Below are 14,853 nucleotides of genomic sequence, written 5' to 3' on the forward strand. Positions count from 1 at the left end.
AGTGGTGATTGAGAGTGAGGAAAATTGCAAGTGTACTAATGGCTATCATTTTATTAGTGAGTATAGCTGGGTGCTCATCACCTAAAAAAGAAACTGCGAAGCAAGTAAAGAGTGAAAGTAAAGAGCGAATTGTTGCAACGACAGTCGCTGTTACTGAAATTATGGATGTGTTAGAAGTAGATTTAGTTGGTGTTCCAACTAGTTCTAAAACCTTACCGAAGCGATATAAAGGTTTACCTGAAGTCGGGAATCCGATGAGTCCTGATATGGAAAAAGTAAAGTCGTTAAAGCCGTCAGAAGTATTATCCGTGACAACACTTGAATATGAATTAAAGCCAGTGTTTGACGGTGTAGGTATGAAAGCAAATTTTGTGGACTTAACTAGTTTAAAAAATATGCAAAATTCCATTAGTAATTTAGGTAAGCAATATGGACGCGAAAAGCAGGCTGAAGCAGTTGTAACGAAGTTAGATAAAAAGGTTGCTAGCATTCAAAAAGAAGTAAAAGGAAAGAAAGAACCGACAGTGCTTATTTTATTAGGTGTACCGGGGAGCTATTTAGTAGCAACTGAGCATTCCTATATTGGTGATTTAGTGAAACAACTAGGTGGTAAAAATATTGTACAAGGTGAACAAGTAGAATATTTAGCTTCTAATACAGAGTATTTAAAGAAAGCTGATCCGGATATTATTTTACGAGCAGCTCATGGTATGCCTGATGAAGTTGTAAAAATGTTTGATAAAGAATTTAAAACAAATGATATTTGGAAACACTTCGCTGCAGTTAAAAATAATCGTGTTTACGATTTAGAAGAGCGTTTATTTGGAACGACAGGAAATTTAGCAGCAATCGAAGCTTTAGATGAATTGAAGAAAATGATGTATCCGTGATGCATTTTCATATAAAGGAAGAGTGAAATGAATAAAAAAACTTGGAGTTTCTTCATTGTTACTGTATTGCTTATTGTTATGACGTCATTGTCAGCGATGAAAGGGAGTTTAGAGGTTGGTATCGTTGACCTTGTACAAGGGATATTTACAGGGGCAAATGAAGATGTTGAGGTCATTAAAGATTTACGTTTCCCGCGCATTATTATTGCACTGTTCACTGGGGCGGCTCTTGCTGTTTCTGGTGTTCTTTTTCAAGCTGTAATGAAAAATCCACTTGCCGATGCTGGGGTAATCGGTATATCTTCAGGAGCAAGTTTTATGACACTTGTTATTATTACGTTATTCCCGCAATTCTTTTTCTGGACACCAGTATTCGCCTTTTTAGGTGGTGCGTTTGCGTGTTATCTCGTTTATGCCTTTTCATGGAAGTCAGGGTTAAGTCCACTTCGTATTATTTTAGTTGGTATAGCTATTAATGCGATGTTTACTGGATTAAATGAATCTTTCATTACGATTTGTGGATATTTCATTAAGAGTATTAAGCAAACGACGACTTCTAATATAACGATGAAGACGTGGGGCGATGTAGAAATAATGGTTACGTATGGAACAATTGGTTTGGTTCTTGCACTGTTTGTAGGAGCTTGGTGTAATTTATTATCGCTACAAGATAAGACTGCGAAAAACTTAGGTTTGCACGTGACGAGAGTTCGTCTTATTATTTCTGCTATTGCAGTACTCTTAGCTGCAGTATCAACAGCGATTGCAGGTGTTATTGCTTTTGTAGGATTACTCGTTCCGCACATTTCAAGGCAATTAGTCGGTTCAGATCATAAAGTATTAATTCCATTTTCTGCTCTTGCAGGAGCGTTATTAATTTTGACGGCGGATACGATTGGAAGGTTAATTGTACCACCTAACGAAATTCCAGCGGCGACGATTATGGCAGTTATTGGTGGACCATTCTTAATATTCTTGCTTAGAAAGAGTGATAAAGTTCATGGAAATTAAAAATGTAACCTTTTCATACGATAATGTAACAAATCGTTTAAAGTCTGTTAGTAGTGAAATAGAGATTGGGAAAATTACAACAATCATTGGTCCGAATGGTTGCGGAAAATCAACATTACTTGGTGTTATGTCTAGAAATCATGCTCCTAATAGTGGGGAAGTAATACTTGATGGAAAAACGATTAGTGAGTATAAACCGAAAGAGTTTGCTAGAAAGTTAGCTGTTGTCCATCAACAAAATGAGGCGCCAGCAGATATTACAGTGGAAAAACTAATAAGCTTTGGGCGTATGCCATATAAAAATGTTTTTTCTTCGCAAACTGATGAAGATAGAGAAGCAATTGAGCGTGCACTAACATGTACAAATTTGCAAAGTAAGCGTGAAAAGCCAATTCATGCTTTATCGGGCGGAGAGAGACAGCGAGTTTGGATCGCGATGACATTAGCTCAAAGTACACCAATGCTTTTCTTAGATGAACCGACAACATATTTAGATATTTATTATCAGCTAGAAATATTAGAGTTAGTGAAAGAGTTAAATGAAGTGTATGGATTAACGATTGTGATGGTACTACATGATATTAATCAAGCCATTCGTTATAGTGATCATATTATCGTTATGAAAGATGGGGAAATTGTTACGAAAGGTAATCCTAATGAGGTAATAACAGAAGAAATGGTTAAAGCAATATATGGTGTAGATGTCGTTGTAAAACAAGACGAAGATACAGGGTTATACATGGTACCAATGGGAATTTAAAGGCTGGGCATAATCCGTTTTGAGGTGATAATTTGAATAGTAAGAAAGAACGGAAAAAGAATTCTTTTTTTCAACGAATACTTACAATTGTATTTTTAGGAATCTTTTTCTATTCAATGTATGAATTGGGTGGGATTTTCATGGATTATTATGAAAATCGTAAAGTAATGGCTGAAGCGCAACATATTTATAAGAGAAGTCCAATGGAAGAAAAATCAGAAGATGGGGAAGTACGTAAACAGTTTCAAGCTCTCCAAAAAATTAATCCAGAAATAGTGGGATGGATTACGATGGATGATACACAAATCAATTATCCAATCGTTCAAGCGAAGGATAATGATTACTATTTATTTCGTAATTATAAAGGCGAGGATATGAGAGCGGGAAGTATTTTTATGGATTATCGTAATGATGTGAAATCTCAAAACCGAAATACTATTTTATATGGTCATCGTATGAAGGACGGTTCTATGTTTGGAAGTTTAAAAAAGATGTTGGATGAAGATTTCTTCATGTCCCATCGTAAATTGTATTACGACACATTATTTGAAGGATACGACGTTGAAGTTTTTTCAGTATATACGACAACGACGGACTTTTATTACATTGAAACGGATTTTGAAAGCGATGCAGCGTATACAGCATTCTTAAAGCAAATTCAAGATAAATCCCTTTACAAAACGGATACGAAATTGACGGCTAATGATGAAATTATAACACTTTCTACATGTGACTATGCACTTGATCCAGAAGCAGGAAGATTAGTCGTACATGCGAAACTAGTAAAAAGACAGTAAATAAAAAAGTATAGAATATGAGAAGTGGTAACGCTTCTCATATTCTATACTTTAAAAAAACAGTTTTTACTGTGCTGCAGCCATTGGCATACGTACAACTTTTACATCATAGTAAGAGATTTTATTATCAAGAATATAATCTGGCATTCCGCCTTGATGGGAGTGAGCAGCTTTAAATGCTGGGCTCTTTGTCCAACCTTGGAAATCTTCTTTTGCATTCCAGCGCGTGCTAATTGTTACCTCGTCATAATCAACTGTATTTTGCGTTAGAAGAACTTCTAATCCTAAAAATCCTGGCATTGTTTCGACTTGACCTACTTTATTAAAACGATCAATTAATTTATGTCCATTTCCCTTTGTAATTTTAGCTGTATTTGTAACAATAATCATGTTTATTCCTCCTATAAGTTGTAGCCTTTATTTTCGAGAATTCATATACATTAAATGATAATGAAAATCATTATCATTGTCAATGGTAATCTTAAATTATGATAATATTTTTAATCCCGCTATTTGTTGGGCAGTAAGACCCCCACCTCAAAATTTAGCGAAAGCGAAGAAGTTAGGTGGAGGGCGGGCTGATTAAAGTTTCACTTTATGTAGTATAATATCCTCCTGTTGACTATATATTTAACTTGGTTATATATTGTGTAAATAGAATCAATCGAAAATATATAGAAGTAAAGTATGGTTTATACTTTGCTGTCGCAATACTATGAACAAGGAGGGCATTATGGTTGAATCACTTTTACTTAGTATCGTTATTATTATTACATTAGGTATTGCTTCACAATGGACTGCATGGCGCTTCCAGCTTCCTGCGATTGTTGTTATGGCAGTTGCTGGATTATTAATTGGTCCGGTTTTCGGTATTATTAATCCAAAAGAGGTGCTTGGGGATGTTTTTAGTCCACTCGTATCACTCTCTGTTGCGATTATATTGTTTGAGGGTAGTTTAAGTTTAGATATACGTGAACTGAGGGGGCTATCAAAACCAGTATTTCGTATCGTTACGTTTGGTGCGTTTATCGCGTGGATTGCTGGCTCACTTGCAGCTCATTACGTCGCTGGATTAGATTGGGCGGTTGCATTTATTATTGGAGGACTTTTTATTGTGACAGGTCCAACGGTAATTATTCCGTTGTTACGCCAAGCGCGATTAAAACCAAGAACAGCTGCAATTTTAAAATGGGAAGGGATTATCGTTGATCCATTTGGCGCTTTGCTTGCTGTATTCGCCTTTCAAATTGTAAATTTCTTAACGAAAGAAAATGTACAATTACATACGTTGCTGTACTTCTTTGCAGGTTCATTATTTGCAATGGTACTCGGTTATGTATTTAGTATTTTTATGAGCTATATGATTTTAAAGGGAAAAGTACCAGAATATTTAAAAGCCCCAATTTTGCTAGTTACGGTACTGTTATGTTTTGGCATTGCGGATGAAGTGATGCATGAAACAGGTATGCTAGCTGTGACAGTAATGGGGATTACGCTTGCGCGGATGAAAAAATATATTTCTTCTATCGGTGATATTCGTCATTTTAACGAAAATATTTCTGTGCTACTAACGTCGACTGTTTTTATCATATTAACAGCATCCCTTCCAAGAACAACGATTATGGAGATTTTCAGCTGGCCTATTATAAGCTTCGTACTTATGATGCTATTTGTTGTACGCCCTTTATCGATTTGGATATCGACAATCGGCACAGAGTTAACAAAAGCAGAACGGGCGCTAGTTGGCTGGATTGCGCCGCGAGGTATTGTTGCATTAACGGTTTCAAGTTACTTTGCGACGGAGTTATTACAAGAAGGTTATAAAGATGCTTCTATATTAACGGCACTTACATTTGCACTCGTTATTACGACCGTTTGTGCTCATGGATTTTCAATTGGATTTTTAGCGAAAAGATTGGGATTGGCGAATACGGAGCCACCGGGAATTTTAATTTCAGGTGCGAGTACATTCTCATCTGCTTTTGCATTGCACTGTAAAGAGATGGGTATTCCGAGCTTAATTGTAGATGTATCAGAAGAGCATTTGCAATGTGCAAAGGTGAAAGGGCTTAATACATATAATGGTCAAGTACTCTCTGAACAGTTACAATTTGAAGTTGATATGAATCAGTATGAATACTTAATTGCAGTTACAGATACGGATTCTTATAATGTATTAGTCGCAAATACATACGTACCACAGTTTGGACATCATAATACATTTTTACTTCCAATCCATGATGTAGAAAAGATTGAACAAGAACGCATTTCCCTTTCGAAAAAAGCTCATTTACTGTTTGGTCAAAATGAAATTTATGAAGAATTAAATAGAAAAATTGAAGATGGTTATACGTTTAAAACGATACAAGTTGCAGAAGAACAAAAGATTAATAAAGAAGAAATCGATTCAGAGGATTTAATATTATTTATTCGCCATAGAGATGGTAGTCTTACTTTTTCAACATTGTATAAATATATAGCTGTTATGCCAGGGGATGAGCTAGTTGTACTAGCAAAGCAATAATATGGTATAGTGAAACGAGGCTGTTTTTCAGTCTCGTTTTTTAAGTGCTTCCTATAGAGAAAGCATGCAAATGGAAAGGAAGTTTTTATATGCGATCAGAAGTAACTGTAAAAATAAAACCGAAATTTATAAAAGAAATTAAAAGTGGATATCCGCTTATTTTAAAAGATGCGATTCAAAATTTAAATGATGTTCAGGAAGAAGGAACAATCATTAAAGTGGTAGATGAGAAGAACCATTTTGTCGGAAAAGGTTATTATGGAAAACAAAATAAAGGATACGGCTGGATTTTAACGAGAAAAGAGAGTGAACAAATTAATCAATCTTTCTTTGAAAGTAAAATTAAATCTGCCTTACATAAACGAAAGCAATTTTATAAATCAAGTGATACGACAGCATTCCGCGCTCTAAACGGTGAAGGTGATGGGCTTGGAGGCTTAATCATCGATTATTATGACGGCTATTATGTAGTAAGTTGGTATAGCGAAGGGATTTATACTTTCAGAGATGAGATTATAGCAGCTCTTCAAAAAGTAGCAAACTTTAAAGGCATTTATGAGAAGAAGCGTTTTGATACGAAAGGGAAATACATTGAAGGCGATGATTTCGTAGCAGGAGAGCGCGGTGAGTTCCCGCTTATCGTAAAAGAGAATGGTGTGAATTTCGCTGTTTATTTAAATGACGGAGCGATGGTTGGTGTATTTTTAGATCAGCGTAACGTGCGAAAACAAATTCGTGATAAATATGCGAAGGGAAGAACAGTGTTAAATATGTTCTCTTATACAGGTGCCTTCTCTGTATTTGCAGCGCTTGGCGGAGCAAGCAAAACGACGAGTGTCGACCTTGCAAATCGTAGTTTAAGTAAAACGATTGAGCAGTTTAGTGTAAATGAAGTTGATTATGAAGCGCAAGATATCATTGTAGAAGATGTATTTCTTTACTTCAAATATGCAGCGAAGAAAAAAATGAAATTTGATATGGTCGTACTTGACCCTCCAAGCTTTGCGCGTTCAAAAAAATATACATTTAGTGCAGCGAAAGATTATAAAAACTTATTAAAAGAAACAATTGCCATTACAGAAAATAACGGGATTATCGTTGCTTCAACAAATTGTAGCGCATTCGATATGAAAAAGTTTAAAGGCTTTATCGATACAGCCTTTAAAGAAATGAATGGTAAATATAAAATATTAGAAGAACATTCTTTACCAGAAGATTTCCGTACAATCGATCAATTTAAAGAAGGAGACTATTTAAAAGTAGTTTTCATCGAGAAAATTAAAGGATAATAAAGAAAAAGGAGCTCGAGTTTACTTGAGCTCCTTTTCTTATTGAACGATATTTTGTACTCTACCGACTTGCCCGTCCTGCAATCGCACTTTAATGCCATGCGGATGAGAAGGGGAGTTCGTTAAAATATCTTTTACAATGCCACGTGTTAATTTGCCAGTTCGTTGATCTTGTTTTAATACAATATCAACTTCAAGGCCGGGTGCGATATTAGAACGTTTTTGTCCGTTCATTTATACACCTGTACGTCTACGTTGGTTGTTTGTCTTTTTCGTTTGTTGGTTTTGTAACTTTTTTGTTTCTTGGCTTTGGTTTTTGGCATTTTGACCATTACCGTTATCTTGCTTTTTCTTTGCAAGTTGTTCGCGCATTAAATCAGCTAAGCTTACTTTTTTGTTTTCTGACATGATAAGTCTCCTTTATATAAAGTTAATTATGAACAATCGTAGTGAATTTCATCATATCATTGTTAAGGAAGGAAGGGAAGTTGGTTTGAAAATTCATATATTTGTTTCAAGTCTGTAGTAGTTACGATACAATTGAATTGTTAACGTTTGTAAAAAGGGGATAGACATATGTCACATCATATATTATTAGTTGAAGATGATCTCTCAATTCAAGAGATGGTGGAAAAGTATTTAATAAAAGAGGGCTTTCAAGTTACAATCGCGTCTGATGGAGAAGAGGGCGTGAACACATATTTAAAAGGTTCATTTGATTTGATTATCCTAGACATTATGATGCCAAAGTTAGATGGCTTAGAGGTTGTGCGAATCATTCGAGAAAAAAGTGCTGTTCCGATTTTAATGATGTCGGCAAAAGATACAGATGTTGATAAAGCTGTCGGATTAGGGCTTGGAGCAGATGATTACATTTGTAAGCCATTTTCTATGATTGAATTAGCCGCGCGTGTAAAAGCAGGAATTCGGAGATCTACGAAATATTCAGCTACAGAAACAACAGAAAAGATGATTCAAATTGGTGATTTAACGATTGATCCAATTAATTTTACTGTGGAAAAAAACGGGAAGCCTCTCAAACTTACTTTAAAAGAATTTGAGATTTTAAAACTGTTTGTAAAGAATCAAAATCGTGTATTTACGAAAGCACAAATATATACGCTAATTTGGAACGAAGAGTATTACGGTGACGATAACGTTATTAATGTTCATATGAGAAGATTGCGTGAGAAAATCGAAAGTGATCCATCTAATCCAGAATACATTAAAACGTTATGGGGTATCGGTTATAAGTTGGAAGTGATGTAATATGGTCAATTTGTTAATAGGTATTATTTTTATATTGTTATGTGTCATTTATATACAATATAAAATGAGGAAAAATAGTAGCAAAAATTTGCGATACACATATGAAAAGTTAGAAAGTATTGTTAATGAAAAAACAGGTGAGAAGTTACTTGTTATGACAGATGATCTAGAATTGCAAAAATTGTTAGTGGCAATTAACCAATTGTTAGATGCAAAACAGAAAACAAATGCAGATCATGCGAAAGTAGAAATTTCGATGAGAAAAATGCTTTCAAATATTTCACATGATTTGAAGACGCCACTAACAGTTATTCTTGGATATACAGAAATGTTAAATAAGGATAAAACGATAAATGAAGAAGAACAACAAATATTACTTGAGAAAGTGCATACGAAAACACTAGAAGTGATGGAACTAATTCATAAGTTTTTTGATCTAGCAAAGTTAGAATCTGGTGACAAGGCAATCGAGATGACAAAAGTGAATATGAATGAAGTTTGTCGAGAGAAGATTTTATCTTTTTATGATTTAGTGACGTCGAAAGGTTTTCATGTTCATATTGATATACCAGAAAGAAATATATATGCACTTGGAAATGTAGAAGTATTAGGTAGGGTATTGAACAATTTTATATCAAATGCGATTACATATGGAGACGATGGAAAGACACTTGGTATGACGTTAAGAGATGATGAAACGAATGTGTATATAGACGTATGGGATACAGGAAAAGGAATTGATGAATCGCATATTGATAAAGTGTTTGAGCGTATGTACACACTTGAAGATTCAAGAAATAGATTGTACCAAGGGAGCGGTTTAGGGTTAACGATTACGAAAAGGCTTGTGGAAGCGATGGATGGAAAAATTCATCTTTCTAGTAAGCCGTATGAAAAAACAATTTTTACAGTTGCATTAAAAAAGATGCAGTTTTAGCTTGTAGAGAAGTAGATTCTACAAGCTTTTTTGCAGCGTAAGGAATTTGTAAGAAACGGGTAAGAAAAAAGAGATTTCCGTTGTCTATTATAGAAATATAAAGTAGTGCGAAAGGGGAAAGTGATATGACCTATATATTAAAAACGAATCAGTTAACGAAAGTGTTTAAAGGGAAAGAAGTTATTTCTAGCGTTAACATGCATGTGAAAAAAGGAGAGATATACGGTTTCTTAGGACCGAATGGTGCTGGTAAAACAACGATTATGAAAATGATTACAAATTTAATAAAACCGACGAGCGGTGAGATTGAAATTTTCGGTGAGAAGTTAACAGATACATCTTATGAAGTATTAAAGAGAATGGGGACGATTATTGAATATCCAATCTTTTATGATAAATTAACGGCGAAAGAAAACTTAGAATTACATTGTGAATATATGGGCTATTACGATAAAAATGAAATTGACCATGCTTTACATTTAGTGAAGCTGCAAGGTATAGATAATAAAAAAGTAAAAGATTTTTCATTAGGAATGAAACAACGACTCGGTATTGCAAGGGCAATCGTAACAAAGCCAGAATTACTCATTTTAGATGAACCCATTAACGGTTTAGATCCAATTGGTATTAAAGAGTTACGAGACTTATTTAAAATGCTTTGCAAAGAATATGGTATTACGTTATTAGTCTCTAGCCATATTTTAGGAGAGATGGAACAAATGGCGGATACAATTGGTGTAATTCAAAATGGAAAACTAATAAAAGAAGTTTCAATGAAGAGTATTAACGGAAAACAAACAGAGTACATTGAAATCACTGTTCCTGATGTGAAGCGTGCAGCTTATATTTTAGAAGATAAACTCGGTATAAAAAATTACAAAATAATGAGCGGAAATATGATTCGTGTGTATGAATTGAAGGTGACGCAGCAAGCCATTTCAAAAGCGCTTATTATGAACGATGTGGAAATTGAAAGTATTAATAAGAAACATAGTTCCTTAGAGGAATATTTCTTAAATGTAATGGATGGAGAGGGCATTCATGCTTAATGGATTGTTAGTGAATCTAGTAAGTGGATTGGTCGTAATGTTCATAAGTGGGATTTTATATTATAGGAAGCCAGAGTGGAAATGGTTGTTAATTCTACTAGTGATAGGAATGTTAAGCTTCGTTACTGCTGGAATTAGAATGTTAGCAGTGTAGAGACAGTTATATAAAGAATGGAGGCGTGGTTTGTATGTTTAAATTAATGAAACTCGAGTGGAAAAAGCATAAATTATCTAGTTATTTTAAAGGAGTAGCGATTGGTATTATAGCAATTTTTGCTGCGGTAAGTCTTATGGCATGGGGATCTAAAGTAGAGGATGATTTGATGTTCTCTAGCTATATGGAATACATGTCTTTAGCAAATATTTTTATTAGAATTACATTTATTATTTTTGCATCGGTTATTTTATCACGTTTAGTGATTGATGAATACAAGAACAAAACAATACAGCTATTATTTATGTACCCACTGCAAAGGAAAATGCTAATGAGAGCGAAATTAGCAATTGTTTTTAGTTTTTGCTTTGTGAGCACGATAATCGCAACATTCATTATTAGTTTGCTCATATTCTGTATGAATCCAATAATAGGAATACTTGAAACACCTGTTACGATGGGGGAAATAATAGCTACCGTTCCAACTACTATTATAAGTGCATTTATGATATCGGGTATAAGTTTAATTCCTTTGTTTTTTGGAATGAGAAAGAAATCGACACCGACAACGATTACTTCTGCAGTGATAATTGGGATGCTAATAAACAGTAACGTTGGTCCTGGAAACGGTCAAGTAAGTATGTATGATTTTATATTTATCCCAATTGTACTCTGTTTATTAGGAATTTTTATTAGTTATCTATCGTATCGTAAAATTGATAAAATTGATGTAGCGTGAAAAAAGCATAAAACAAAAACGAACTGGGGTATGAATGGTGAAAAGAATAATAGTAATTGCAATATTATTCATTACAATTGCTAGTGTAGTTTTTGGTATTAAGGTATTTCAGGGGAAAGATTTTAAGAAAGAAAAATCTTTTGAGATAAATAATATAAAAGAAATAGAAGTAGACAATGAAAACTGGAATCTTGAATTTAAAAGTACAGACGCTAATAAAATAGTAATTTCCGCTCAAGGTGAACAAGCGGATAAAGAGATAGATCCCGTCAAAATAGAAAATGAAGAAAATAAAATTGTGATTAAGCAAAAACAAAAGGCAGCCAAATTTTTTAATGGTTTTACGTTTAGAAAGAAAAATAGTATATGTATAGCTATTCCGAAGAAAGAGATAGATAAAATTGTAGTAAATAATAAATCGGGTGATGTGAAAATAAGAGATCTAGTAGTGAAAAGTATCATGACGAAAGGCAAATCTGGGGATGGAATGATTGTAGGACTATCAGCCGAGAAAGGTGAATTTATATCGCAAAGTGGAGAGTTAGTTGTAAAAGATAGTTCAGTACAAGAATTAAATATAAAGTCTACGACTGGTGATAACTATATAACAAATGTAAGTAACTCAAATATGAACATCACTTCAACATCTGGGGAAGTATTGCTGAAAGATATGACAGAAGGAAAATCATTATTTATAGAAACAAAATCAGGGGATATTGGCGTACGATATAAAGGGGTTCCGACTTCTTTACAACTTACGGCTAAAAGTAATTTGACTGACGTAATAGTGGATTTAAAAGGACTTAAGAAAGATAAAAATACAGAAAAAATAAAAGTAGGAACGATTGGTGATGCAAAAAATGAAGCGAAGATTTTAAGTGAAACAGGAGTCATTTATATTGATTAAATCTTATGAGGAAGGAGGACACTATCATGCTACATTTAATGAAGCTAGAATTGAAAAAGTTTAAGCTTGGTTGGTACGTGAAGAGAGCAATTATTGCAAATATTGTTATACTGGCATTAATGATCTTTGTGAGCATCATCGCTCAAGTAGAAGGTGATGCAGAAATAAGGAATCCAGAGGCGATATTGTTAATGGCTAGCACAATAGTAAGAGCAACATTTATTATTTTTGGTAGTGTATTAATCGCAAGGTTAATAATTGGCGAATATAAAAATAAAACAATACTACTTATGTTTTCTTATCCTATTAACCGAAAGAAAATGATGGCTAGTAAGTTGGCTATTACAGCGATAGTAACATTTATAACAGTTATTGTATCTAACATTTTAGTAGTAGGAATTTTCTTTGGGATAGATAGTTATTTTTCAATTCTTCCTCATTCATTCACAGTAGATCAATTGGTGCAAGAAGGAATAAAACTGGTTCCTTTAGCCATTGCAACTGCGGGGATGAGTTTAATCCCATTATATTTCGGAATGCGTAAACGTTCCGTGCCAACTACAATTGTTTCATCTCTTATCGTTGTCTCAATTGCAATGAATAGCAACCCAGAGTTTCCTACAGCAACTTTTCTTCCCCTTCAACTAGCATTGGCAGCAATTGGAGTTGCCATTGCATATTACGGAATTAAAAATATAGAGAAGGAAGATATAACTGTATGATAAGAATACGTAAAATAGTTTCACATGAAACAAGTTACAGAAAAAGACAAGATGTGTAAACACCTTGTCTTTTTCTGCTGTTACATTTTAGGAGCTTCCATTCCAGCGGCAGCCCATTCTTCTTTTGCAGGGCCATATACGCCAGGGACTGTTAAGCCAGCTTGCCTCATTAATACCGTCATTTGTCCGCGGTGGTGATTTTGATGATTAATAAGTGTCATTAAAAATATAGAATTTGGCATAGGACGACCAAAGAAGTCATTAATAGTTGCTAAATCTTTATCAGCCCATTTACTTTGAAGTGCTTCAACAAAAGCTGTATTCACTTTACGATATCCATCTGCAATTGTTTTTGCTGAAGTTGGAATAGGATAATCTTTCGTTTCTCCTTCAAACTTAAGCCCAGTACCAGATAGTATAACAGGAATTGCCGTCACGATATGCCAAGCAACTCTGCCTAATGTCCAATGCTCAGGTGCAATTTCTTGTGATAAAGATGCATCGGTTAATGAATCAAGCATTTTCTGAGTAGACGTAGCCTCGTATGTCCATGATTGCAAGAAGCCTTCAATTGTTTGGTACATTATTGTTATCCCCCCTATTTATGTTCATACATTAAATTCGAGAGAAGTGATGCATTCCCTTTTAATAGAAAAGCTTTCGTTAAATATTGCTACATTATAAAAATAATTAGAAAATATTTATAAAAGTGTCAGAAAAACGATCTTTTTATTCGTATATGTAATGAATAGAGAAATGGAAGTGAATTTCTGTATATAAAGTATAAAAATGATAAGGAATACGTATTGTTAGGGAATGCTGATGATTACAGAAGGCTATTTCAAATAATAGGTGGATTGAAAGTAGCGAACGGAATAGAACTAAAATTACAAGATAAGGAATTAAAGAGAAAGTTAACTTTAAAACGAAGTGTGTTCAATATAATCATGTATTCACTTGTTATATATTTTATGTACAAAGCTTATATTAATTTTATCCCGCATTAACGGGCAGTAAAACTCCCGTCTCAAAACTCGGCTAGATTGAAGAATTTAGATGGAAGTCAGGTTGCCTGTAAAAGTCTAATTATAGTTTCACTCTATGCCATAATAGAAAAACCAGCTTCATATATGAAGCTGGTTTTTAATTAACCTTCTTTTCACTCTTCCTCATCAAACATGAGAAATAAGGTGCTCCAATTACAGCAACGACAAGGCTGGAAGGGATTTCTTTCGGATATGCAATCGTCCCAATACAAAGTGAAATGTGTATAGTTAATAATCTGTGGAGATGAGGCGAAAGTACAAGCAAAAGGAGAGCAAATTGCATGTAATAATTACTAGAATCTATGGAATGTATCTGTGTTTATCCTATTAAGTAAATTATTTCTTTGTTAGTTAGATAGGTGTTTTTTAACTAGATGATTTTACTTAAAAGATCGAAGTAAAGGAAGTGATCAACATGTCTTCATGGAGAAATAATATAAATGGATATTGTAGTTGTAATAATCAAAATGGTGTACATGTTGATTCGTGTTGTTTTAGTTGCGATGGGACAGTGCCTAAGCTAGGCCCAACCGGTCCGACGGGAGCAACAGGTCCAACGGGAGCAACGGGAGCAACAGGTCCAACTGGAGTAACCGGTTCAACCGGAGCAACGGGAATAACGGGAGCAACAGGTCCAACGGGAGCAACAGGCCCAACCGGAGTAACAGGAATAACGGGAGTAACGGGAGCAACAGGCCCAACCGGAGTGACAGGAATAACCGGAGTAACGGGTCCAACGGGAGTAACGGGTCCAACGGG

General features: G+C 34.5%; 17 protein-coding genes and 3 pseudogenes. 15 read left to right on the plus strand and 5 right to left on the minus strand.

The window, feature by feature from the left end; genetic code table 11:
- The first annotated feature begins 8 nt into the window (after positions 1–8).
- The 4 genes from isdE to srtB are packed head-to-tail and all read left to right on the plus strand — an operon-like array spanning position 9 to position 3,458.
- On the plus strand, positions 9–890 hold the full coding sequence (isdE, locus tag BAQ46_RS13420) for a heme ABC transporter substrate-binding protein IsdE (protein WP_002163510.1): 882 nt from the start codon (positions 9–11) through the stop codon (positions 888–890).
- 27 nt (positions 891–917) lie between these two features.
- On the plus strand, positions 918–1,901 hold the full coding sequence (locus BAQ46_RS13425) for a FecCD family ABC transporter permease (RefSeq protein ID WP_001036821.1): 984 nt from the start codon (positions 918–920) through the stop codon (positions 1,899–1,901).
- The gene (locus BAQ46_RS13430) at positions 1,891–2,661 is read left to right on the plus strand and encodes an ABC transporter ATP-binding protein (protein WP_000403755.1); all 771 of its coding nucleotides are present in this window, start codon (positions 1,891–1,893) and stop codon (positions 2,659–2,661) included. The genes BAQ46_RS13425 and BAQ46_RS13430 overlap by 11 nt, the downstream gene beginning before the upstream one ends.
- A gap of 32 nt (positions 2,662–2,693) precedes the next feature.
- On the plus strand, positions 2,694–3,458 hold the full coding sequence (srtB, locus tag BAQ46_RS13435) for a class B sortase (RefSeq protein ID WP_001086113.1): 765 nt from the start codon (positions 2,694–2,696) through the stop codon (positions 3,456–3,458).
- Positions 3,459–3,524: 66 nt separating this feature from the next.
- On the opposite strand, the gene isdG is transcribed toward srtB, so the two are convergent.
- Positions 3,525–3,848 (minus strand): heme oxygenase, encoded by a 324-nt coding sequence (gene isdG / locus BAQ46_RS13440; RefSeq protein ID WP_000587815.1) that lies wholly within the window; start codon positions 3,846–3,848, stop codon positions 3,525–3,527.
- A gap of 343 nt (positions 3,849–4,191) precedes the next feature.
- Here isdG and BAQ46_RS13445 point away from each other — a divergent pair, with 343 nt between their 5' ends.
- Together BAQ46_RS13445 and BAQ46_RS13450 are read left to right on the plus strand one after the other, a co-directional pair.
- Entirely contained in the window at positions 4,192–5,982 is a 1,791-nt protein-coding gene (locus BAQ46_RS13445; RefSeq protein ID WP_000230341.1) for a cation:proton antiporter, read from the plus strand.
- Between the two features lie 89 nt (positions 5,983–6,071).
- A complete protein-coding gene (locus tag BAQ46_RS13450) occupies positions 6,072–7,271 on the plus strand; it encodes a class I SAM-dependent rRNA methyltransferase (protein ID WP_001255958.1) in 1,200 nt (399 codons plus the stop codon).
- 39 nt (positions 7,272–7,310) lie between these two features.
- Here the strand turns inward: BAQ46_RS13450 and BAQ46_RS13455 are convergent, their stop codons facing one another.
- Complete coding sequence (locus BAQ46_RS13455) at positions 7,311–7,505, minus strand: YwbE family protein (protein ID WP_001014310.1); 195 nt, start codon at positions 7,503–7,505, stop codon at positions 7,311–7,313.
- A complete protein-coding gene (locus BAQ46_RS30655; protein ID WP_001293575.1) occupies positions 7,506–7,679 on the minus strand; it encodes a hypothetical protein in 174 nt (57 codons plus the stop codon). It lies immediately after the preceding gene.
- Positions 7,680–7,847: 168 nt separating this feature from the next.
- Between BAQ46_RS30655 and BAQ46_RS13465 the strand changes: the two genes are divergently transcribed.
- The 7 genes from BAQ46_RS13465 to BAQ46_RS13495 all read left to right on the plus strand — a co-directional run bounded on the left by BAQ46_RS13465 (position 7,848) and on the right by BAQ46_RS13495 (position 13,048).
- A complete protein-coding gene (locus BAQ46_RS13465) occupies positions 7,848–8,540 on the plus strand; it encodes a response regulator transcription factor (RefSeq protein ID WP_000018056.1) in 693 nt (230 codons plus the stop codon).
- 1 nt (position 8,541) lies between these two features.
- Entirely contained in the window at positions 8,542–9,477 is a 936-nt protein-coding gene (locus BAQ46_RS13470; RefSeq protein ID WP_000247662.1) for a HAMP domain-containing histidine kinase, read from the plus strand.
- A 125-nt stretch (positions 9,478–9,602) separates the two neighbouring features.
- On the plus strand, positions 9,603–10,526 hold the full coding sequence (locus BAQ46_RS13475; protein ID WP_000221097.1) for an ABC transporter ATP-binding protein: 924 nt from the start codon (positions 9,603–9,605) through the stop codon (positions 10,524–10,526).
- Positions 10,519–10,680, plus strand: a complete 162-nt coding sequence (locus BAQ46_RS30660; protein WP_061535686.1) for a hypothetical protein — start codon at positions 10,519–10,521, stop codon at positions 10,678–10,680. The genes BAQ46_RS13475 and BAQ46_RS30660 overlap by 8 nt, the downstream gene beginning before the upstream one ends.
- 34 nt (positions 10,681–10,714) lie before the next feature.
- On the plus strand, positions 10,715–11,419 hold the full coding sequence (locus BAQ46_RS13485) for an ABC transporter permease (RefSeq protein WP_001991797.1): 705 nt from the start codon (positions 10,715–10,717) through the stop codon (positions 11,417–11,419).
- Between the two features lie 34 nt (positions 11,420–11,453).
- A complete protein-coding gene (locus BAQ46_RS13490) occupies positions 11,454–12,326 on the plus strand; it encodes a DUF4097 family beta strand repeat-containing protein (RefSeq protein WP_071742024.1) in 873 nt (290 codons plus the stop codon).
- A 26-nt stretch (positions 12,327–12,352) separates the two neighbouring features.
- The gene (locus BAQ46_RS13495) at positions 12,353–13,048 is read left to right on the plus strand and encodes an ABC transporter permease (protein WP_071742025.1); all 696 of its coding nucleotides are present in this window, start codon (positions 12,353–12,355) and stop codon (positions 13,046–13,048) included.
- Between the two features lie 80 nt (positions 13,049–13,128).
- On the opposite strand, the gene BAQ46_RS13500 is transcribed toward BAQ46_RS13495, so the two are convergent.
- A complete protein-coding gene (locus tag BAQ46_RS13500; RefSeq protein WP_071742026.1) occupies positions 13,129–13,632 on the minus strand; it encodes a DinB family protein in 504 nt (167 codons plus the stop codon).
- A gap of 168 nt (positions 13,633–13,800) precedes the next feature.
- On the opposite strand from BAQ46_RS13500, the pseudogene BAQ46_RS31540 reads away from it, so the two are divergent.
- Positions 13,801–14,055, plus strand: a pseudogene (locus BAQ46_RS31540) (septation ring formation regulator EzrA); the annotation flags it as partial.
- 136 nt (positions 14,056–14,191) lie between these two features.
- Here BAQ46_RS31540 and BAQ46_RS31065 read toward each other — a convergent pair.
- A pseudogene (locus BAQ46_RS31065) lies at positions 14,192–14,296 on the minus strand (iron ABC transporter permease); the annotation flags it as partial.
- A gap of 213 nt (positions 14,297–14,509) precedes the next feature.
- On the opposite strand from BAQ46_RS31065, the pseudogene BAQ46_RS13515 reads away from it, so the two are divergent.
- Positions 14,510–14,853: pseudogene (locus tag BAQ46_RS13515) on the plus strand (collagen-like protein); the annotation flags it as partial.

This window comes from Bacillus paranthracis (genome assembly GCF_001883995.1).
Taxonomy (GTDB): Bacteria; Bacillota; Bacilli; order Bacillales; family Bacillaceae_G; genus Bacillus_A; species Bacillus_A paranthracis.